This window comes from Pseudomonas sp. GV085, assembly GCF_003050925.1.
GTDB lineage: Bacteria > Pseudomonadota > Gammaproteobacteria > Pseudomonadales > Pseudomonadaceae > Aquipseudomonas.
This window is the reverse complement of sequence record NZ_QAOV01000003.1, coordinates 16,729-38,421: the sequence shown is the minus strand read 5'-3', so window position 1 is coordinate 38,421 and position 21,693 is coordinate 16,729. Positions and strand designations below refer to the sequence as shown.

The 21,693-nt window shown below is 60.4% G+C and carries 19 protein-coding genes; 15 read left to right on the top strand and 4 right to left on the bottom strand.

Annotation, left to right across the window (positions count from 1 at the left end):
• Positions 1 to 101 precede the first annotated feature (101 nt).
• From C8K63_RS07355 to tauD, 7 genes are all read left to right on the top strand, one after another.
• On the top strand, positions 102 to 2,426 hold the full coding sequence (locus C8K63_RS07355; protein ID WP_108216128.1) for a Tex family protein: 2,325 nt from the start codon (positions 102 to 104) through the stop codon (positions 2,424 to 2,426).
• On the top strand, positions 2,426 to 2,809 hold the full coding sequence (locus tag C8K63_RS07350; protein ID WP_095127618.1) for a PaaI family thioesterase: 384 nt from the start codon (positions 2,426 to 2,428) through the stop codon (positions 2,807 to 2,809). The genes C8K63_RS07355 and C8K63_RS07350 overlap by 1 nt, the downstream gene beginning before the upstream one ends.
• Positions 2,810 to 3,054: 245 nt before the next feature.
• Complete coding sequence (gshA, locus tag C8K63_RS07345; protein WP_108216127.1) at positions 3,055 to 4,638, top strand: glutamate--cysteine ligase; 1,584 nt, start codon at positions 3,055 to 3,057, stop codon at positions 4,636 to 4,638.
• A 247-nt stretch (positions 4,639 to 4,885) separates the two neighbouring features.
• Positions 4,886 to 5,863, top strand: a complete 978-nt coding sequence (gene tauA / locus C8K63_RS07340; protein ID WP_108216126.1) for a taurine ABC transporter substrate-binding protein — start codon at positions 4,886 to 4,888, stop codon at positions 5,861 to 5,863.
• Between the two features lie 15 nt (positions 5,864 to 5,878).
• Complete coding sequence (gene tauB / locus C8K63_RS07335) at positions 5,879 to 6,673, top strand: taurine ABC transporter ATP-binding subunit (RefSeq protein WP_108216125.1); 795 nt, start codon at positions 5,879 to 5,881, stop codon at positions 6,671 to 6,673.
• A complete protein-coding gene (gene tauC, locus C8K63_RS07330; RefSeq protein WP_108216124.1) occupies positions 6,670 to 7,503 on the top strand; it encodes a taurine ABC transporter permease TauC in 834 nt (277 codons plus the stop codon). Before tauB ends, tauC begins: the two co-directional genes overlap by 4 nt.
• A 136-nt stretch (positions 7,504 to 7,639) precedes the next feature.
• Complete coding sequence (gene tauD, locus C8K63_RS07325) at positions 7,640 to 8,476, top strand: taurine dioxygenase (protein ID WP_108216123.1); 837 nt, start codon at positions 7,640 to 7,642, stop codon at positions 8,474 to 8,476.
• Positions 8,477 to 8,495: 19 nt separating this feature from the next.
• Here the strand turns inward: tauD and mgrA are convergent, their stop codons facing one another.
• Positions 8,496 to 9,533 (bottom strand): L-glyceraldehyde 3-phosphate reductase, encoded by a 1,038-nt coding sequence (gene mgrA, locus C8K63_RS07320; RefSeq protein ID WP_108216122.1) that lies wholly within the window; start codon positions 9,531 to 9,533, stop codon positions 8,496 to 8,498.
• A gap of 198 nt (positions 9,534 to 9,731) precedes the next feature.
• Positions 9,732 to 10,622, bottom strand: coding sequence for a LysR family transcriptional regulator (locus tag C8K63_RS07315; RefSeq protein WP_108216121.1), 891 nt, complete (start codon positions 10,620 to 10,622; stop codon positions 9,732 to 9,734).
• 133 nt (positions 10,623 to 10,755) lie between these two features.
• Between C8K63_RS07315 and C8K63_RS07310 the strand changes: the two genes are divergently transcribed.
• Positions 10,756 to 11,496 (top strand): SDR family oxidoreductase, encoded by a 741-nt coding sequence (locus C8K63_RS07310; RefSeq protein ID WP_108216120.1) that lies wholly within the window; start codon positions 10,756 to 10,758, stop codon positions 11,494 to 11,496.
• A 167-nt stretch (positions 11,497 to 11,663) separates the two neighbouring features.
• Entirely contained in the window at positions 11,664 to 11,924 is a 261-nt protein-coding gene (locus C8K63_RS07305; protein WP_108216119.1) for a hypothetical protein, read from the top strand.
• A 9-nt stretch (positions 11,925 to 11,933) separates the two neighbouring features.
• Here C8K63_RS07305 and betT read toward each other — a convergent pair whose 3' ends face one another.
• Together betT and epsC are read right to left on the bottom strand one after the other, a co-directional pair.
• A complete protein-coding gene (gene betT, locus C8K63_RS07300) occupies positions 11,934 to 13,889 on the bottom strand; it encodes a choline transporter BetT (RefSeq protein ID WP_178086782.1) in 1,956 nt (651 codons plus the stop codon).
• Positions 13,890 to 14,265: 376 nt separating this feature from the next.
• Entirely contained in the window at positions 14,266 to 15,192 is a 927-nt protein-coding gene (gene epsC, locus C8K63_RS07295) for a serine O-acetyltransferase EpsC (RefSeq protein WP_108216117.1), read from the bottom strand.
• Between the two features lie 190 nt (positions 15,193 to 15,382).
• Between epsC and C8K63_RS07290 the strand changes: the two genes are divergently transcribed.
• The 6 genes from C8K63_RS07290 (at position 15,383) to C8K63_RS07265 (ending at position 21,671) form a co-directional block, all read left to right on the top strand.
• Positions 15,383 to 16,375 (top strand): D-cysteine desulfhydrase, encoded by a 993-nt coding sequence (locus C8K63_RS07290; protein WP_108216116.1) that lies wholly within the window; start codon positions 15,383 to 15,385, stop codon positions 16,373 to 16,375.
• Positions 16,376 to 16,671: 296 nt separating this feature from the next.
• On the top strand, positions 16,672 to 17,472 hold the full coding sequence (gene tcyJ / locus C8K63_RS07285) for a cystine ABC transporter substrate-binding protein (protein WP_108216115.1): 801 nt from the start codon (positions 16,672 to 16,674) through the stop codon (positions 17,470 to 17,472).
• Complete coding sequence (gene tcyL / locus C8K63_RS07280; protein WP_108216114.1) at positions 17,472 to 18,137, top strand: cystine ABC transporter permease; 666 nt, start codon at positions 17,472 to 17,474, stop codon at positions 18,135 to 18,137. Before tcyJ ends, tcyL begins: the two co-directional genes overlap by 1 nt.
• Positions 18,138 to 18,141: 4 nt before the next feature.
• Positions 18,142 to 18,897 carry an L-cystine ABC transporter ATP-binding protein TcyN gene (tcyN, locus tag C8K63_RS07275; RefSeq protein ID WP_108216113.1) on the top strand — a complete coding sequence of 252 codons (756 nt, stop codon included), beginning with the start codon at positions 18,142 to 18,144 and terminating at the stop codon, positions 18,895 to 18,897.
• Positions 18,898 to 19,379: 482 nt separating this feature from the next.
• Positions 19,380 to 20,144, top strand: a complete 765-nt coding sequence (locus tag C8K63_RS07270; RefSeq protein WP_108216112.1) for a hypothetical protein — start codon at positions 19,380 to 19,382, stop codon at positions 20,142 to 20,144.
• 294 nt (positions 20,145 to 20,438) lie between these two features.
• On the top strand, positions 20,439 to 21,671 hold the full coding sequence (locus tag C8K63_RS07265) for an SfnB family sulfur acquisition oxidoreductase (protein WP_108216111.1): 1,233 nt from the start codon (positions 20,439 to 20,441) through the stop codon (positions 21,669 to 21,671).
• Positions 21,672 to 21,693: the final 22 nt, after the last annotated feature.

The following is a 21,693-nucleotide window of genomic DNA, read 5'->3' as shown; positions in this document are numbered from 1 at the left end:
GTTGACCCAGGCAGCGGCGCTGGCCAGGCCGCTCAACCAGACTCGCGAAGGCCCTATTTCCGCGCCTGCGAGCCTGCTTTCACAATTTGTCAGGTGGTTTTATGGACAGCATCAACAGCCGCATCGCCGAGGAACTCGGTGTACGCCCACAACAGGTCGAAGCGGCCGTCGCGCTACTCGATGAAGGCTCTACCGTTCCCTTCATCGCCCGTTACCGGAAAGAAGTGACCGGCAGCCTCGACGATACGCAATTGCGTCATCTGGAAGAGCGCCTGCGCTACCTGCGAGAACTCGACGAACGGCGTATCAGCATCCTCGCCAGCATCCAGGAACAGGGCAAGCTGACCCCTGCACTTGAACGCGACATCAAGCTCGCCGACACCAAGACCCGCCTCGAAGACTTGTACCTGCCGTACAAGCAAAAGCGTCGCACCAAGGGCCAGATCGCCCTGGAAGCCGGCCTCGGCGACTTGGCCGACGGCCTGTTCAACGATCCGTCCCTGAGCCCGGAAACCGAAGCCGCACGCTTCATCGACGCGGAAAAAGGCGTGGCCGATGTGAAGGCAGCCCTTGAAGGCGCCAAGTACATCCTGATGGAGCGCTTCGCCGAAGATGCCAGCCTGCTGGAAAAGCTGCGCAATTACCTCAAGCAGGAAGCCACCCTCAGTGCCCGCGTGATTGCCGGCAAGGAAGAGGAAGGCGCCAAGTTCCGCGATTACTTCGAACACGACGAACCGCTCAAAAGCATGCCGTCGCACCGCGCGCTGGCGATTTTCCGTGGCCGCAACGAAGGCATCCTCAGCTCCGCGCTGAAAGTCGGCGACGAACTGCCGGGCACCATGCATCCATGTGAAGGCATGATCGGCCAGCAATTCGGCATCCAGAACCAGAACCGCGCCGCCGACAAATGGCTGGGCGAAGTGGTGCGCTGGACCTGGAAGGTCAAGCTCTACACCCATCTGGAAACCGACCTGCTGGGTGAGCTGCGCGATGGCGCGGAAACCGAAGCGATCAACGTCTTTGCCCATAACCTGCACGACCTGCTGCTGTCGGCCCCGGCCGGCCCGCGCGCCACCCTGGGCCTCGACCCGGGCCTGCGCACCGGTTGCAAGGTCGCCGTGGTCGACGCCACCGGCAAGCTGCTGGATCACGCCACGGTTTACCCGCACGTGCCGCACAACAAGTGGGACCAGACCCTCGCCGTGCTCGCCGCCTTGTGCGCCAAGCACTCGGTGGACCTGATCGCCATCGGCAACGGCACCGCCAGCCGCGAAACCGACAAGCTGGCCGCTGAACTGATCAAGAAATACCCGGCCATGAAAATGACCAAGGTCATGGTTTCCGAGGCCGGTGCATCGGTTTACTCGGCGTCGGAACTGGCTTCCAAGGAATTCCCTGACCTCGACGTGTCGATCCGTGGCGCCGTGTCGATTGCCCGTCGCCTGCAAGACCCGCTGGCCGAGCTGGTGAAGATCGATCCGAAATCCATCGGCGTCGGCCAGTACCAGCACGACGTGTCGCAGCTGAAACTGGCCCGTGGCCTGGACGCGGTGGTCGAGGACTGCGTGAACGCCGTCGGCGTGGACGTGAACACCGCTTCCGTGGCGCTGCTGGCACGGATCTCCGGCCTCAACGCGACCCTGGCGCAGAACATCGTCAGCCACCGCGACGAGCACGGCGCGTTCAAAACCCGCGCTGCGCTGAAGAAAGTCGCCCGCCTGGGTGAAAAAACCTTCGAACAGGCCGCCGGATTCCTGCGCGTGATGAATGGCGACAATCCCCTGGACGCCTCCGCAGTGCACCCGGAAGCCTATCCGCTCGTGCAGCGTATCGCCGCCGAGACTGATCGCGATATTCGTTCGCTGATTGGCGACAGTGGTTTCCTCAAGCGCCTGGACCCGAAAAAATTCACCGACGAAACCTTCGGTTTGCCAACTGTCACCGACATCCTTCAGGAACTGGATAAGCCAGGCCGCGACCCGCGCCCCGAGTTCAAGACCGCCGAGTTCCAGGAAGGCGTCGAAGACCTCAAGGACCTGCAACTGGGCATGATCCTCGAAGGCGTGGTGACCAACGTGACCAACTTCGGTGCTTTCGTCGATATCGGCGTGCATCAGGACGGTTTGGTGCATATCTCCGCACTTTCGGAGAAATTCATCAAGGATCCGCGCGAAGCGGTGAAGGCCGGTGACGTGGTGAAAGTGAAGGTCATGGAAGTCGACATCCCGCGCAAACGCGTGGGCCTGTCGATGCGCATGAGCGACACCCCGGGCGAGAAAATCGACGGCGCTCGCGGCGCGCGTCCGGGATCGGCGCCACGCCAGTCCCAGAACACCGCACCGCGCAAGGAAACCACGGCGGCAGCACCGGGCAACAACGCCATGGCTTCGCTGTTCGCCAATGCCAAGCAGTTGAAGAAACGCTGATGGACATTCCCGCCGGGCTGACCGAAAGCGCGTTTTTCAAGCTGCTGGGCTGTCGTTTGCACAGCCTGGAAACCGGGGTGGCGCAAGTCGCCCTGGCGCTGGAACCCGAACTGCGCAATCGCGGCGGCAAGCTGCACGGCGGGGCCTTGTTCAGCCTGGTGGACATTGCCATGGGGCTGGCCTGTTCCAGCACCCACGGCTTTGACCAGCAGAGCGCGACCATCGAGTGCAAAATCAACTACATCCGCGCCGTCGCCGACGGTGAGGTGATGTGCACGGCGCGGGTGATCCACCCGGGTCGTCGCACATTGGTAGTCGAGGCCGATGTGATGCAGGGCGACAAGCTGGTCGCAAAAGCACAAGGCACGTTCGCTGTCCTGTAGATGGATGTCATCGATTTGAGTTAATTTCGGCGCAATGACCTGTCGGAGCGAGCTTGCTCGCGATGAACGTCAGGGCGCCGTTTTCACTCAGGCACCCCTCGTCATCGTTAACCTCCATCGCGAGCAATCGAGCGTCGACCGGCTGCCCCTACAAAACAAGGCGAAAACGCCAGTTTTAACTTCACCCTTGTAGACCGTCTTGCCCACCCCCATATTGGGGCGACTGACGCGTGAAGGAATCCAACTTGAGCGAACTTCTCAACCGCCGCCTGGCTCTGCTCGGCGAGCGCGCTAACCTCTCTCTGCTCGAACAGTGCCTTCACGGCATCGAACGTGAATGCCTGCGCGTGACCGACGAAGGTCGCCTGGCGCAAACGCCGCACCCGGAAAGCCTGGGTTCCGCGCTGACCAATGAACAGATCACCACCGACTACTCCGAGTCGCTGCTGGAGTTCATCACTCCGGCCCTGCCCGACCCGGCGGACACGTTGGCGAGCCTGGACAGCATTCACCGCTTTGCCTACAGCAAGCTCGGCAACGAGTACCTGTGGAGCCCATCGATGCCGTGCCCGTTGCCGGCCGAGGAAGACATCCCGATCGCCTGGTACGGCACGTCCAATATCGGGCAGCTCAAGTATGTGTACCGCAAGGGCCTGGCCCTGCGTTATGGCAAGACCATGCAGTGCATTGCCGGCATCCACTACAACTTTTCCCTGCCGGAAAAACTCTGGCCGCTGCTCAGGCAGGCCGAGGGTTTTGTCGGCACTGACCGCGACTTTCAGTCATCGTCCTACATCGCCCTGATCCGCAACTTCCGCCGCTACAGCTGGCTGCTGATGTACCTGTTCGGGGCATCGCCAGCACTGGACGCCGGCTTCCTGCGCGGTCGTTCGCATCAGCTGGAGCAACTGGACCCGCAGACTTTGTACTTGCCTTACGCCACCAGCCTGCGCATGAGCGACCTGGGTTATCAGAGCAGCGCCCAGGCCGGCCTGACGCCGTGCTACAACGATCTGAACAGCTACACCGACAGCCTGCGCAAAGCGGTGGCCACGCCGTATGCACCCTATGTCGAAGTCGGCACCCACCAGGATGGCGAGTGGGTACAGCTCAACACCAACATCCTGCAGATCGAAAACGAGTACTACTCCAACATCCGCCCGAAACGCGTGACCTACACCGGTGAACGCCCGATCCAGGCACTGATGGCCCGGGGTATCCAGTACATTGAAGTGCGCTGCCTGGACATCAACCCGTTCCTGCCGATGGGCATCGACCTCACCGAGTCGCGTTTCCTCGATGCGTTCCTGCTGTACTGCGCGCTCAATGACAGCCCGTTGCTGACCAACACCAGTTGCGGCAACGCGACCTCGAACTTCCTCAGCGTGGTCAAGGAAGGTCGTCGTCCGGGCCTGCAACTGCAGCGGGATGGCCAGCCGGTTGACCTCAAGGAGTGGGCCGGCGAGTTGCTGGAGAAAATTGCTCCGCTGGCGGCGATGCTCGACCAGAGCCATGGCGGCGATGCCCACAGCAAGGCGCTGGACGCCCAGATGGCCAAGGTCCTGGACCCGTCCCTGACGCCGTCGGCCCAGGTATTGGCGGCGATGGCCGAACACAATGAAAGCTTCGCCCAGTTCTCCCTGCGCCAGAGCCAGGCCCATGCCGAGTTCTTCCGCAGCGAGCCGTTGCCGGCTGAGGAACAGGCGAAATTTGAAGAGCGAGCGCGTTCGTCGCTGGCTCAGCAGGCTGAGCTGGAGCAGAACGAAGTCGGTGATTTCGATGTGTTTGTCGGGGCGTACCAGGCGAGCATTCTGGCGATCAGCAACTAACCTTCGAAGGTCCTGCGGACCTTATCGCGAGCAGGCTCGCTCCTACAGAGGACCCTCGGTGTGGTCACAATTGTGAAATCACCATAGAACCCTGTAGGAGCGAGCCTGCTCGCGATGACCGCGTAGCGGTCGCTCCTCAATTCCTCACTTCATAAGCTAATTCGAAAAAGTTATTTATTTTCGAATTCTTAGATCATTTAGTCTCTTTCTCACGCCGACATTCGGTCGCCTGACAAGGAGCTTTCTGATGAAACTGACTTCCCCTCTTCGCTTGCTGGCGGCCGTTTCCTTGGCTACCGCAAGTTTTTTTGCCCAGGCGGCCGACTTCACCGTCGCCTACCAGACCACCGTTGACCCGGCGAAAGTCGCCCAGGCCGACGGCACCTACGAAAAAGCCACCAAGGCCGATATCAGCTGGCGCAAATTCGACAACGGGGCCGATATCATCGCTGCCATCGCCTCCGGCGACGTGCAGATCGGCTACCTCGGCTCCAGCCCTCTGACCGCCGCCATCACTCGCAAAGTCCCCGTAGAAACCTTCCTCATCGCCACCCAGATCGGCGCCGCCGAAGCCTTGGTCGCCCGCGACGGTTCGGGGATCAAGACCCCGCAAGACCTGATCGGCAAGAAAATCGCCGTGCCATTTGTGTCCACCGGCCACTACAGCCTGCTCGCTGCGCTGAAGCACTGGAACATCGACCCGTCGAAAGTCACCGTTCTCAACCTCGCCCCACCCGCGATCATCGCCGCCTGGAAACGTGGTGACATCGACGCCACTTACGTGTGGGACCCAGCCCTCGGTGTCGCCAAGGAAAACGGCAAGGTACTGATCACCTCCGGCGAGCTGGCCAAGTTCGGCGCACCGACCTTCGATGCCTGGATCGTGCGCAAGGATTTCGCCGAGAAGCACCCGGAAATCGTCACCGCGTTCGCCAAAGTGACCCTGGACGCCTACGCCGATTACCGCAAAGACCCGCAAGCCTGGCTCGCCAACCAGGGCAACGTCGACAAATTGGTGAAGCTCTCCGGCGCCAAGGCCAGCGACATTCCGTTGCTGCTGCAAGGCAACGTCTACCCGCTGGCGGCTGACCAGGTCATCACCCTCGGCGCACCGACTACCAAAGCCATCACCGACACCGCGGCGTTCCTCAAGGAACAAGGCAAGGTCGAGGCGGTGCTGCCGGACTACGCGCCCTACGTCAGCGCCAAGTTCATCACCAACTGATCGGGAGTCAATGCGATGGCCTTGCTACAGCTGGAGCGCATCAGCGCACAGTACCCCGGCACCCCGGAACCGGTGTTGGCGGATATTTCCCTGAGCCTGGGACCCCGGCAATTGCTGGTCGCCCTTGGCCCGTCCGGCAGTGGCAAGACTTCGCTGTTGAACCTGATTGCCGGTTTCGTCGAGCCCAGCGCCGGGCGCATCACCCTCGACGGCGTGCCCGTCAAAGGCCCGAGTGCCGAGCGCGGCGTGGTGTTCCAGGACGACGCGTTGCTGCCGTGGCAGGATGTGTTGGCCAACGTTGGCTTCGGCTTGGAACTGGCCGGCGTCGCTCGGGACAAACGCGAAGCCCGCGCCCGGGAAATGCTCGCCCTGGTCGACCTTTCCGGTTTTGAACAGCGCCGCATCTGGCAGCTTTCCGGTGGCCAGAAGCAACGTGTCGGCCTGGCCCGCGCACTCGCCGCCGACCCGCGCGTATTGCTGATGGACGAACCTTTCGGCGCCCTCGACGCCTTCACCCGCGAGCAGATGCAGGAGCTGTTGCTGCAAGTCTGGCAACGCACCGCCAAACCGGTGTTCCTGATTACCCACGACATCGAAGAAGCCGTGTTCCTCGCCACCGACCTGATTCTGCTGGCACCCAACCCAGGGCAAATCGTCGAGCGCCTGAGCCTCGATTTCGGTCAGCGTTATGCCGCCGGTGAGTCGGCCCGCTCGATCAAGTCCGACCCGCGTTTTATCGAAACCCGCGAACACGTACTCGCCAAAGTGTTCTCCCAACGCAGTGCCGCCCAGCGGCAGGAGCGCGCATGAGCAGCTACGAAATTCCCGTCGCGGCGGTTAAATCGGCTTCTACCTTGACGCCGGTGCGCCGCAATTTGAGCACGCGCTGGATCAGTGTGCTGACGCTGGTCACTCTCGTTGCTGTTTGGTGGGCCGTGACGGCGACCGGCTTGATCGAACCGCTGTTCCTGCCACCGCCCTCCGCCGTGTTGCAAAAAGGCTGGCAGCTGGCGACTTCGGGCTACATGGATTCAACACTGTGGCAGCACCTCGGCGCGAGTCTGGGCCGCATCGGCCTGGGCCTCGGCTTTGCGATTCTCACCGCCGTGCCGGTGGGAGTCGCCATCGGCGCCAACCGTATCGCCCGTGGTGTGCTCGACCCGCTGATCGAGTTCTACCGGCCGATTCCGCCGCTGGCTTATCTGCCACTGATCGTGATCTGGTGCGGCATCGGCGAATTGTCGAAAGTGCTGCTGATCTACCTGGCGATCTTCGCCCCGATTGCCATCGCCACCGCCACCGGCGTGCGCACGGTCGACCCGGCCAAATTGCGTGCCGCGCAGTCGCTGGGGGCGACCCGCGCGCAGTTGATTCGCCACGTCATTTTGCCCAGTGCCTTGCCGGATATCCTGACCGGTGTGCGCATTGGCCTCGGAGTGGGTTGGTCGACGCTGGTCGCCGCGGAATTGATCGCCGCCACCAGCGGTCTGGGCTTCATGGTGCAATCGGCTGCGCAGTTTTTGGTCACCGATGTGGTGGTGCTGGGGATTCTGGTGATCGCGCTGATCGCCTTCGCCATGGAATTGGGCCTGCGTGCCCTGCAACGCAAACTGGTGCCGTGGCATGGCCAGGCCCACTGAATATTGAACAACCCTGTAGGAGCGAGCCTGCTCGCGATAGCGGTACATCAGTCAAAGACATATTGCCTGACACACTGCAATCGCGAGCAGGCTCACTCCTACAAAAAGCATGGACTCCGGATTGAAGAGAACCACCATGAGCCACCTGACCATCGTCCCCTTAAGCCCTGCCCTCGGTGCGCAAATCAGCGGCGTCGACATCAGCCAGCCGCTGAATCTGGAGCAGCGCGATGCCATTGAGCAGGCGCTGCTCAATCATCAAGTCCTGTTCTTCCGCGACCAGCCAATCACGCCACAGCAGCAGGCGCGATTCGCCGCGAATTTCGGCGACCTGCACATTCACCCGATCTACCCCAACGTGCCGGAACAGCCGCAGGTGCTGATCCTCGACACCGCCGTCACCGACGTGCGCGATAACGCGATCTGGCACACCGACGTGACCTTCCTGCCGACGCCGGCCATGGGCGCGGTACTCAGTGCCAAGCTGTTGCCGGAGTTTGGCGGCGACACGTTGTGGGCCAGCGGGATTGCCGCGTATGAAGCCCTGTCGGCGCCGCTGAAAACCTTGCTCGAAGGCCTGACCGCCACTCATGACTTCACCCGTTCGTTCCCGTTGGAGCGCTATGGCAACACGCCCGAGGCGCTGGCCCAGTGGGAAGAAGCACGACGCAAGAATCCGCCGCTGTCGCACCCGGTGATCCGCACGCACCCGGTGAGTGGGCGCCGCTCGCTGTTCGTCAACGAAGGTTTCACTTCGAAGATCAACGAGCTGTCGGAAACCGAGAGCGAGGCGATTCTGAAGTTCCTGTTCGCCCATTCAACGCGACCGGAATTCACCATTCGCTGGCGCTGGCAGCAGGATGACATTGCGTTCTGGGATAACCGCGTGACTCAGCATTACGCGGTGGATGATTACCGGCCGGCGCGGCGGGTGATGCAGCGGGCGACGGTGTTGGGGGATGTGCCATTTTAAGATCTTTTGCTTTTCAGGGTTACTCCGCCGTCGAAGGCTTCTCCCAAAGATTGACCTCACCCTCCCGGGCAAACCGGTCAATCTCCGCCAGTTCCTCTGCACTGAAGCTCAGGTTCTTCAACGCCCCGACGTTCTCGACGATCTGCTCCGGCCGGCTCGCACCAATCAATGCCGAAGTCACCCGCGGATCGCGCAACGTCCAGGCCAGCGCCAGCTGCGCCAGGCTCTGGCCACGACGTTTGGCGATTTCGTTGAGTGCTCGCACCTGGGCAATGTTGGCCTCGGACAAATGCGATGCCTGCAATGAACCACCGCCCGGACGGTTGACCCGCGCATCCGCCGGCACGCCGTTGAGGTATTTATCGGTCAACAAACCCTGGGCCAGCGGCGTGAAGGCAATCACACCGGTACCGAGTTCGTCAGTAGTGTCGAGCAGGTCTTTTTCCACCCAGCGATTGAGCAGGTTGTAGGCCGGCTGGTGGATCAGCAGCGGCACTTTCCACTCTTTGAGCAACGCCGCCATTTCGCGAGTCTTCACCCCAGAGTACGAAGAGATGCCGATGTACAACGCCTTGCCCTGTTGCACCGCTGTCGCGAGTGCGCTGGCGGTTTCTTCCAGCGGTGTATCCTGATCGAAACGGTGGGAGTAAAAGATGTCGACGTAGTCCACGCCCAGGCGTTGCAGGCTCTGGTCGAGGCTGGCCAGCACGTACTTGCGTGAACCACCGCCCTGACCGTAAGGGCCGGGCCACATGTCCCAGCCGGCCTTGCTGGAAATGATCAATTCGTCGCGGTACTGCTTGAAATCTTCGCGCAGTAAACGGCCGAAGTTGATCTCGGCGCTGCCGTACGGCGGGCCATAGTTGTTGGCCAGGTCGAAATGGTTGATGCCCAGGTCGAACGCCGTGCGCAACAACGTGCGCTGGGTATCGATCGGCGTGCTGTCGCCGAAGTTGTGCCACAGGCCCAACGACAGCGCCGGCAGCACCAGCCCGCTGCGGCCCACGCGGCGGTAAGGGATGGAGTCGTAGCGGTTTTCGGCAGCGGTGTAAGTCATCGAATCCTCTCTTATCGGTCTTGAATCTGGTATCGACTGCTTCGCAAGTCGCCCAGCATACGCCCGGACAAACGCCAGAAAACCCCGGATTCGACTAATGGCTGAAACGTTTCACATATTTTCATCTTCGCCGTCAGAACCATCGCCAAGATCGCAGCCTTCGGCAGCTCCTACATTGACCGCGTGCACTTTTCACCTTCACGTGGCCCCCGTAAACACCTCTCCCAACCAATCCACAAATACCCGAACCCGTGGCGACATGTGTCGATTGTGTGGATAAAGCACCGATACCGGCATTGACGGCGGCGGTGTCTCGGTGAGGATTTCCTGCACCAGCCCTTGGGCGATCTGCGTTTCCATCCGGTAATGCGGGCACTGGATCAAGCCCAGTCCGGCAATCGCCGAGGCGGCGTAGACTTCGGCGCCGAACACCGAAACGGCGCCATCGATGGTCACTTCCCTGAGTTCGCCGTCCACCATGAATTCGAACGGGAACAACTTGGCGGTGGTACGCGAAACGTAGTTCACCGCACGGTGCCGGCTCAGGTCGGCGAGGCTTTTCGGTTCGCCGTATTTGCGCAGATAGGCGGGGCTGGCGCAGGTGATCTGACGCAGGTTGGCGACACGTTTGCCGATCAGCGTGGAGTCGCCCAATGTTCCCGCCCGCAACACGCAATCGATACCTTCGCTGATCAGGTCGACCTGGCGGTCAGCCTCGCTGATGGACAGCTCGATGTCGGGATAACGCGCCATGAATTGCGGCAAAGCCGGGATCACGAAGTGCTTGGCCAATGTCCCGTGCAAGTCCACCCGCAGCCGCCCCTTCGGTGCCACACCACGAAACGCCAATTCCGCTTCTTCCAGCTCTGCCAGCAGTTGCACGCAACGCAGGTAGTACGCCTCGCCATCCAGCGTCGGGCGCACTTTACGCGTGCTGCGTTCCAGCAAACGCGTACCCAGCCAGGCCTCGAATTGATTCAAGGTGTGGGTCAGTGTCGCGCGTGGCAGGTTCAGGTCATCGGCCGCCTGCGTGAAGCTGCTGCGCTCGTAGATCCGCACAAAAACCTTCATCGCTTTGACTTGGTCCACAGCTCACTCCAGGCACTCGATTGTTGGTGATTATTGAACAGTCAAGGCAACTCTCGTGCATTTATCGCCCTGAGTAAACATGTGAAATTGGCTTCACCCCAGACAAACACCTTCACTCAAAGGAATCATCGCCATGACTGCTCAAACTCCGAAAGTTGCCATCGTGACCGGCGCCTCCCGCGGCATCGGCGCGGTTATCGCCAAACAACTGGCCAGCGAAGGTTTCGCCGTTGCCATCAACTACGCCAGCAGCGCCACCGAAGCCTCGAAACTGGTGGTAGAGCTGCGTCAGGCCGGCCACCAGGCCATGGCGATCAAGGCCGACGTGGCCAATGCCGACGACGTGCGCCGGATGTTCGACGAGACGGAAACCCAACTGGGCAAGGTCGATGTTTTGGTGAACAACGCCGGCATCCTCAAAGTGCTGCCGCTGGCGCAACACAGCGATGAACTGTTCGAGCAGAACTTCAACATCCACGCTCGCGGTACCTTCAATACCCTGCGTGAAGCGGCGACCCGCCTGAACAGCGGTGGCCGGATCATCAACTTCTCCAGCAGCACCGTCGGCATGAACCTGCCGGGCTACGCGGTGTACATCGCCAGCAAAGCGGCAGTGGAATCCCTGACTCAGGTATTCGCCAAGGAAATGCGCGGGCGCAACATCACCGTCAATGCGGTGGCCCCCGGCCCGGTGGCGACTGAGCTGTTTTTGCACGGCAAGAGTGAGGAGCAGATTCAGAATTTCGCGAAGATGGCGCCGCTGGAGCGTCTGGGGCAGCCGGAGGACATTTCCCGTGTTGTGTCGTTTCTGGCGGGGCCGGATTCGGCGTGGGTCAACGGGCAGACTTTGCGGGTCAATGGCGGGTTGGTTTAACTATGCTCAGACAAACACCGCAGTGCCCCCAATCGCGAGCAAGCTCGCTCCCACATTGATCTTGGTTGCTCACAAAATTTGTGCTCAAAGGAGATCCCCCTGTGGGAGCGAGCTTGCTCGCGATGGCTGCCTCCAAAGCAATACACATCTGAAGGGCGGGACAGTTCATGCACACCACCATCATCATCACCTTCGGCCTGATCCTCCTGGCGCTGATGCTCTACATCGGCGAGAACATCGGCTTCACCCACCAGACGATGGCCTACAGTTTTATCGTGCTATGGCTGGCGCTGACGCTGATCAACGGCGCAGTCGGCATCGTGCATGCCGGCCAGCCATTGAGCACCGAACTGGTGATCGGTAGCGCCGTGTTCGGTGTCCCGGTGGCGGCGCTGGTGTTGTTCATGGTGTTGACCACCGAGACATGAAGACCCTGATCAACGCACCAGATGCAGAAACTGCATGTGCCTTTCGTACTGGTCGAGGATATCGTTGATGATCTGCTCCTTGGTGTAGCCCACCAGGTCGTAATCCTGGCTGCCCTCGCTCAAATGCACTTCGGCCCGGTGGTAGCGGCGATTGTTGAGTTGCTTGGAACCCATGCCGCCACGGGCAAACGACGGCGTGAAGTAACCGCGCATCTGCACCTGGTAAACGAACGAATGTTGATCGCCGTGGCCGATCTCCAGGCTGACGCTGTCAGTCGCCGGATCGGGATGCGTCACCACATGCAAGCCCTTCTCCCGGAACACGGCAGACACTTCTTCAATCGCCGGGCGCACCATCGTATCGAGAAAGCGATAAACCTCGTCCCGCGAAGGGAAATGCACCGCCTGACTCAAACGTTGCCTCCAACCGCCCCGCCGTGAACCGGACACCGGTGCCAGTGAATGCATCTGCGCAATCTGCTTCTGCGATTCCAGATAAAACGCCTTGTGCAGCCCCCACATCATCAACAGCAGAATCAACGAGAACGGCAGCGAGGTCAGGACCACCGCCGACTTCAACGCATCGATGCTGCCCGAGAACAGCAATGCACTGGTCACCAGCGCAGTCATTGCGCCCCAGAACACTCGCAACCATTTCGGCCCGTCTTCATCGGGGTTGCCGCCCTTGGCGGACAGTGTCGACAGCACTACGGTGCCGGAGTCGGCGGAGGTGACAAAAAACACGAAGCTGATGAACACCGTGACCGCGATGACGGTTTTGCTCCACGGGTAGGTTTCCAGCAGCAGGTACAGCGTCATCGACGGATTATCGATGGCCGACATGCCGAGCGCGCTCATGCCGTGGTTGAGCACTTGGTCGATGGCGCTGTTACCGAAAATCGACATCCACGCCAGGGTGAAACCGAGCGGAATCAGCAGCACGCCGAAGACGAATTCACGGATCGTCCGGCCACGGGAAATCCGTGCGATGAACAGGCCCACAAACGGCGACCATGCGATCCACCAGGCCCAGTAGAACACCGTCCAGCCGCCCAGCCAGTCGCTGGGTTTGTCGTAGGCGTACAGGTCGAAACTCTTCATCGGCAAGGCGCCGAGATAGTCGCCGAGGTTCTGGATCAGCGTGTTGAGCAAGTGCTGCGTGGGGCCGGCGAACAACACGAACAGCAACAGCGCACAGGCCAGCAGCATGTTGATGTCGGACATGACCCGCACGCCCTTGTCGACGCCGGATACGGCCACGATGATCGCTGCGCCCATCATCAAGGTGATCAGGCCGACCTGAATCCATTGGGTATGGGCGATGCCAAACAGGTAATCCAGGCCCGAGTTGAGGTGCAACACGCCGAAGCCCATGTCGGCGCCGAGGCCGAACACCGTGGCGATGATGCCGAAGCCGTCCACCGCGTAACCGATCGGGCCATTGATGCGCTTGCCGATCAGCGGATACAGCGCCGAACGCAGGGCCAGTGGCAGGTTATGCCGGTAGGCAAAGTAAGCCAGCGCCATGCCGACAAAGGCGAACACGCCCCAGCCATGCAGGCCCCAGTGCAGAAACAGAATCTGCATCGCCTGGCGCGCCGCATCTGCCGTACCAGCCTCGCCTTGGGGCGGTTGCAGCATATGGGTCAGCGGCTCGGACACACAGAAGAAAAACAGAGTGATGCTGATCCCGGCGGCGAACAGCATGCCGGCCCAGGATAGATAGCTGAATTCGGGTTCGTCGTGGTCGGCACCGAGCTTGATCTTGCCGTAGCCGGACAAGGCGGTGACCACCACGAAGACCAGATACAGGGTCATCGCCAGCATGTAATACCAGCCGACTGTGTTGGCCGCCCAGTTTTGCGCCGCCAGCAACCAGGCACCGGCCTGCTCGGGCATGGCGATGACAACGACACCAAACAACAGAATGAAACTCGCCGAGAACCAGAACACCGGCGGATTCATGCGGATCAGACCGCTTGGAGGGATGGACGATGCACTCATGTACGGTGCACCTCGAGGGGGAAAAACGTGGCTGTAGAAATCGGACTCAGCAAAGGCAAGCCTCCTGTTGTGAGCGGGCAGCGAACCGCCGGTTTAACTTGAATGAACGTTCAAGTTAAACATAGATAGGGGGCTAAGGACTAATCGCAGGGCTCGGCGGTAGCTTTCCTACACTCGCTTAAGGAAGGGGATGAGGCGGGATTTGGGGGATGGGCAAGCACACTGTTCGACTTGAGGTCTTTCGCTGGCAAGCCAGCTCCTACAGGTATGGCGTCGACCTTGTAGGAGCTGGCTTGCCAGCGAAAGCGGCGTATTGCCCAGCGATAATTTCGGGACCTTACTTCTGCGCCCCATCATCATGCTGCAGATTCGCCTGGGTCAGGTTGCTGCCCGCCGGCACGCTGCGGGTCAGCCAGACGTTACCGCCAATGGTCGAGCCCTGACCGATGGTGATCCGCCCGAGAATCGTCGCCCCGGCATAAATCACCACGTCATCCTCGACAATCGGATGCCGTGGCTGGCCTTTCTGCAACTGACCATCTTCGTCCGCCGGGAAGCGCTTGGCGCCCAAAGTCACCGCCTGATAAATCCGCACGCGTTCGCCGATGATCGCGGTTTCGCCGATCACCACGCCGGTCCCGTGGTCGATGAAGAAACTGCGGCCGATCTGCGCGCCGGGGTGAATGTCGATGCCGGTGGCCGAGTGGGCGATTTCCGCACTGATCCGCGCCAGCAACGGCAGCCCGGCGCGGTACAAATGGTGGGCCAGGCGATGATGAATCACCGCCAGAATTCCCGGATAGCACAACAGCACTTCATCGACACTGCGCGCCGCCGGGTCACCATGATAGGCAGCCAGTACGTCGGTGTCCAACAGGCTGCGCAACCCTGGCAGAGCGAGGGCGAAGTCCTGAATGATCTGGATGGTCCGGGCTTCGACTTCGGTATCGGCCTGGGCACTGTGGCGCGCGGCGTAGCGCAATTCGAGTCGCGCCTGGGCCAACAGCGCATTTAGCGCCACATCCAGCGTATGACCGACGTAGAAGTCTTCGCTTTCTTCGCGCAGGTCAACCGGCCCCAGGCGCATCGGGAACAGCGCCCCGCACAGGGCTTCGAGAATCTCTGCCATGGCCGCCCGGGAGGGCAGTTCGCGACCGCCCTGCTCGCCGCTGGCCCGGCCGTTTTGTGCACGCCACTGTTCGCGTGCCGTGCGCAGCTGACTGACGATGGTCTGCAATTGCCAATGGCTGGAACGCTCACTCACGGTAAAAACTCCTCACGGGCGACCGGACTGTCTGGTCGCACTGACGGCGATTACTTTACGGCAAGGGTCGCGAGGCAAATTAAGAACCAATAGTGCTGTGCTCAGTTCGATTGGCTATAAGCGATTGACGGTTGCCCAGGCTTTTGGCCGTGCCTATAGTCCTGAAATCCTCCACGGCCAGTACGGACCCATGATCAAACAACAACTCGCCCGCTTTAACCGCCTCGACCTGCTCGGTCAACCCACCGCCCTGGAAAAACTCGAACGCCTGTCGACCTGGCTGGGCCGCGACGTGTACGTCAAGCGCGATGACCTGACGCCGCTGGCGATGGGCGGCAACAAGCTGCGCAAACTCGAGTACCTGGCCGCCGATGCCTTGGCCCAGGGCGCCGACACCTTGATCACCGCCGGCGCGTTGCAATCGAACCACGTGCGCCAGACCGCCGCCATTGCCGCCAAATTGGGTCTGGGCTGCGTAGCCCTTCTGGAAAACCCTCTGGGCACTGACGACAGCAATTACACCGGCAACGGCAACCGGCTGCTGCTCGACCTGTTCGATGCCAAGGTCGAACTGGTGGAAAACCTCGACAACGCCGACGAACAACTGCAAGCCCTGGCTGGCCGACTGCGCAGCAACGGCAAGAAGCCGTACCTGGTACCGATCGGTGGCTCCAATGCCTTGGGCGCCCTGGGTTACGTGCGCGCCGGGCTGGAACTGGCCGAGCAGATCAAGGACACCGGCCTGAAGTTCGCCGCCGTGGTCCTGGCCTCGGGCAGCGCCGGCACTCACAGCGGCCTGGCACTGGCCTTGAGTGAAGTACTGCCGGATCTCCCAGTGATCGGCGTGACGGTTTCGCGCAGCGATGAAGATCAGCGGCCAAAGGTTCAAGGCCTGGCCGAACGCACTGCCGAGCTGCTGGGCGTGAACCTGCCGGACGCTTTCAAAGTCGAGTTGTGGGATGAGTATTTCGCCCCGCGTTATGGCGAGCCGAATGCCGGAACACTGGCGGCGGTGAAGCTGCTGGCGGGTCAGGAAGGCTTGCTGCTGGACCCGGTCTACACCGGCAAGGCCATGGCGGGCTTGCTGGACGGGATCGGGCGTCAGCGTTTCGACGAAGGCCCGATTATCTTCCTGCACACCGGTGGGGCGCCGGCGTTGTTTGCCTACAAAAATTTTCTGTAGGTAATTCAGAAGATCAAAAGATCGCAGCCTGCGGCAGCTCCTACAGGGATCGCCATGTACCTGTAGGAGCTGCCGCAGGCTGCGATCTTTTCCTTTGGCACCACATATTCAATTAATGAATAATAAATAGAATATTTATTATTTTCTTATCTAACTGTGTCGTCTTATAGTCACGCCGCAGGCGAATTTGTAACGAGACGCATACGCTGCTTTAGTGCAGGATATTGCAGTCTTCAAAATCCCGAATTTGCCAACTTTCCTAAAGCGTCTTCCATAAGAAAACACAGGGGCTTGTCATGAATTTTTCCGCACTACGTCGCAATCTGCTGGTGGGCTCGCTGGGCCTGGCACTGAGCGCCGGCCTGATTGGCCAAGCGGTTGCCGGTGAGCAACTGCAACAAATCAAGGACAAAGGCGTGATCAACGTCGGCCTGGAAGGCACCTACCCACCGTTCAGTTTCGTCGACGCCGACGGCAAACTGGCCGGCTTCGAAGTCGAGTTCTCCGAAGCCCTGGCCAAAGAGCTGGGCGTGAAAGTCAAACTGCAACCAACCAAATGGGAAGGCATCCTCGCCGCCCTGGAATCCAAGCGTCTGGACGCAGTGATCAACCAGGTGACCATCACCGAAGAACGCAAGAAGAAGTACGACTTCTCCGAGCCCTACACCGTTTCCGGGATTCAGGCACTGGTGCTGACGAAGAAGGCCGCCGAGCTGAACATCAAGTCCGCCGCCGACCTGTCTGGCAAGAAAGTCGGCGTAGGCCTGGGCACCAACTACGAAGAGTGGGTCAAAGCCAATGTGCCGACCGCTGACATCCGCACCTACGAAGATGATCCGACCAAGTTCCAGGACCTGCGTGTCGGCCGTATCGACGCCATTCTGATCGACCGCCTGGCCGCGCTGGAATATGCCAAGAAGGCCAAGGACACCACCGCCGCCGGCGATGCGTTCTCCCGTCAGGAAGCCGGCATTGCCCTGCGCAAAGGCGAGCCTGAACTGCTGGCCGCGGTGAACAAGGCCATCGATAAGCTGCGTGCCGACGGTACGCTGAAAAAGCTGTCGGAAAAATACTTCAGCGCTGACGTCACTCAATAATGGGAGACGCTTTCCAACTCGCACTGGACTCCGTGCCCTTTCTGCTCAAGGGCGCGTACTACACGGTGATCCTCAGCCTGGGCGGGATGTTCTTCGGCCTGGTGATGGGGTTCGGCCTGGCGCTGATGCGCCTGTCGCGCTTCAAACTGGTGAGCTGGATCGCCCGCATGTACGTGTCGTTCTTTCGCGGCACGCCGTTGCTGGTGCAACTGTTCGTGATCTATTACGGCTTGCCGCAATTGGGTCTGGAACTCGATCCGCTGCCGGCGGCCCTGATCGGCTTCTCGCTGAACATGGCCGCCTACGCCTGTGAAATCCTGCGTGCCGCGATCAGCTCCATCGAGCGCGGCCAATGGGAAGCGGCTGCCAGTATCGGCATGACCCGTGCGCAGACCCTGCGCCGGGCCATCCTGCCGCAGGCGATGCGCACCGCATTGCCGCCGCTGGGCAACAGCTTCATTTCGCTGGTCAAGGACACCGCGCTGGCCGCTACCATCCAGGTGCCCGAACTGTTCCGCCAGGCGCAGCTGATCACCGCCCGTACCTTCGAAATCTTCACCATGTATCTTGCCGCCGCACTGATCTACTGGGTTTTGGCTACGGTGCTGTCGCACCTGCAGAACCAGTTGGAAGCGCGGGTCAATCGGCACGACCAGGAGTCCTGACCCGATGATTGTCGTGGAAAAACTGACAAAGCAGTTCAAGGGTCAAGTCGTGCTCAACGGCATCGATCTTGAGGTCAAGGAAGGCGAGGTGGTTGCGATCATCGGCCCAAGCGGTTCGGGCAAGACCACCTTCCTGCGCTGCCTGAATTTTCTGGAAGAACCCACCAGCGGCCGGATCAAGGTCGGCGATATCGAAGTCGATACCAGCCGCCCCCTGAACCAGCAGCAGAGCCTGGTGCGGCGTTTGCGCCAGCACGTAGGTTTCGTGTTCCAGAACTTCAACCTGTTCCCCCATCGCACGGCGCTGGAAAATGTCATCGAAGGCCCGATCGTGGTCAAGAAGACCCCGCACGCCGACGCTGTGGCACTGGGTAAAAAACTCTTGGCCAAGGTCGGCCTGGCGGGCAAGGAGGACGCTTACCCGCGTCGCCTCTCCGGAGGCCAGCAACAACGCGTGGCGATTGCCCGGGCGTTGGCAATGGAGCCGGAAGTGATCCTGTTCGATGAGCCGACTTCGGCCCTCGACCCGGAGCTGGTGGGCGAGGTATTGGCGACGATCCGCGGCCTGGCCGAAGAGAAGCGCACCATGGTGATCGTCACCCACGAAATGGGCTTTGCCCGGGACGTGGCCAACCGTGTGGTGTTTTTCGACAAGGGCGTGATCGTCGAACAAGGCGAAGCAAAGGCGTTGTTTGCCAATCCGAAAGAAGAGCGAACCAAGCAATTCCTGAGCAAGTTCCTGAATAACGCCCACAACTAACAACCCTGCGCAACAACGGTAAACTTCCATGGATGGAAGTGACCACCCCTCGAAATACACCTCATCAATACCAAACTAAACTCATCTATTGAACATGCAAATCCTGTACGCGTGCACGGTACAAATACATGCATCACAACAATTAAACAGTGCCAAATCGATCAGATCCTCTATCGCAGGACCGAGCCGATGGTTTTCACCAATCTGCCCATATCCCCCCGATTTCAGCAGACAAATTCGACGCACAGACATGGTTTAATTACTTGGGGTCGTAGGAACTTTCTGAATAACATCACACTTCACTCATTACTAACAAAACTTATTGACACCTGATCTTCCTGACTCTTATCTAGTCTCCACCCAGCGACACTCATCACGCTTAACTCATTATTTCAACTCGAAGTAATGAATGGTTTTTTGTTCGATTTTCAGTTTTTGCTATTCCAGAAACGGACTTCGTTGCAAGACTTCAAGGAGACTTCATGAACAGCACCTCAAACAAATCCGGGCTTGCGGCCCCGACCCTGGCGCAATCCAACAAGACCGGTATCAACGTCACTTGCGCGGCGCACCTGCTGATCGATGTGGCACCCTACCCCGCCATGGACGCAGGTGACCTGATCGAACTGTTCTGGGACAACTGCTACGTGGCCTCCCGCGTGCTGACGGCCTGCGATGTCGGCCAACCGGTGCAACTGCGGGTGCCTGAAAGTTTTGTCGCCAATGGTACTTCGCGCATTCACTACCGGGTCATGCAAGTTGGCCGGGGCCCGGCGGTATCGGCCAGCCGCAACGTGCAGATCAAACTCGACTGCCCCGGCGGCCAACCCTCCGCACTGTGCGGCGATGAAAACCAGTGCCTGGCACCGGTGGGCATTCCCGAGGCGATTCGCCGTCAGGGAGTCAATCCGAGTCAGGTCAAACGCGGTGTTCCCTTGACCATCGAGCCGTACCTGAACATGGCCGTCGACGACGAAATCACCCTGCGCTGGGGCGACTTGCGCATGGATCTGCCACGGCTCAAGTCCGCTGATGTGGGCCAGCCGATCCAGGTCTGGATACCGCCGGCCATCATCCTCGAAGCCGGTGAAGACCTGCGGCTGGAAGTGACGTACTGCATTCTCGACCGGGTGGGCAACAACTCTCGCTGGGCGCCGGCTCGCACGCTGAAGATCGGTTGTGCCAGTCCTTATCTGAAAGTCCTCCCGAAAAAAGTGCTCAAGGCTGCCGAATCCCGCAAGCAATGAGTCCTGGCTTGAAATCAAAGGATCGCAGCCTGCGGCAGCTCCTACGCGCATCGTCGTCAACCTGTAGGAGCTGCCGCAGGCTGCGATCTTTTGACCTTCTATGCATATTCCTAAAAGTTAGTTCATAAAATATTTATACACGTTTAGGGTATATACACCGGACCACCGGACATCCTTGTTTTCATGCGCGGCCACAAGCGGCGCTTCCATAAGATGTGAGGTAGGTATGGTCCGGAACACAATCACCCCAGTGCAGATCGCCAGGGCATTGCGTGCAGCCAAGGAGCGGCACTGATGTCCAGTCTGGCAGATGCAATCGTCCAGAGTGACCTGGACATCGCCCCCCCGTTGTTGCCCGCAAAAGTCTTGAGCAACGATGCTCAAGCCATCAGAGCGGCCCACGAACTGGCGCAAGTCGCCCGTCTGCAAGCAGCCAAACGTGACCGGCAGCGCAAGCTCCCATGGTCTGAAATCGAACAGTTCACCCGCAGCGGCCTGGGCAGCATTTCCATCCCCCGCGAGTACGGTGGCCCGCAAGTTTCGTTCGTCACCCTGGCCGAGGTTTTCGCGATCATTTCCGCGGCAGACCCGGCGCTTGGGCAGATCCCGCAAAACCAGTTCGGCATTCTCAACCTGGTGCTCGGCAGTGCCACCGAAGCACAGAAAAGACAACTGTTCAAAAGCGTCCTGGATGGCTGGCGCATCGGCAATGCCGGGCCGGAACGCGGCACCAAAAACACCCTGGAGCTGAAGGCGCGCATTACCGCTGACGGCGTCCTCAATGGCCAGAAGTTCTATTCCACCGGTGCACTGTTCGCCCACTGGGTCGCGGTCAAAGCGTTGAACGACGATGGCAAACAAGTGTTGGCGTTCGTCCGACGCGGCACACCGGGATTGCGCATCGTCGATGACTGGTCCGGCTTTGGTCAGCGCACCACCGCCAGCGGCACGATTTTGCTCAACAACGTGCAGGCCGATCCTGAGTTGGTGGTGGATAACTGGCGGATCAACGACACGCCGAACATCCAGGGTGCCGTCTCGCAATTGATTCAAGCGGCCATCGACGCCGGTATCGCCCGAGGCGCCATCGACGACGCCATCGACTTCGTGAAAACCCGCGCCCGACCATGGATCGACGCCAAGGTCGAGCGGGCCAGCGATGACCTGTACGTGATCGCCGATATCGGCAGGTTGAAAATCGAACTGCACGCCGCCGAAGCGCTGCTGCGCAAGGCCGGGCAAGTGCTCGATGACGTCAGCGCCGCACCCTTCACCGCCGAGTCCGCCGCCCGCGCCTCGATCGCCGTGGCCGAAGCCAAAGTGCTGACCACCGAGATTTCGTTGCTGGCCAGCGAAAAGCTGCTCGAGCTGGCCGGCAGCCGCGCCACCCTCGCCGAATTCAATCTCGACCGCCACTGGCGCAACGCCCGGGTGCACACCCTGCACGATCCGGTGCGGTGGAAGTATCACGCGGTCGGCGCCTATCGCCTCAACGGCACGCTGCCTAATCGCCATTCCTGGATCTGACGACCAGAACACTTTTTACCAG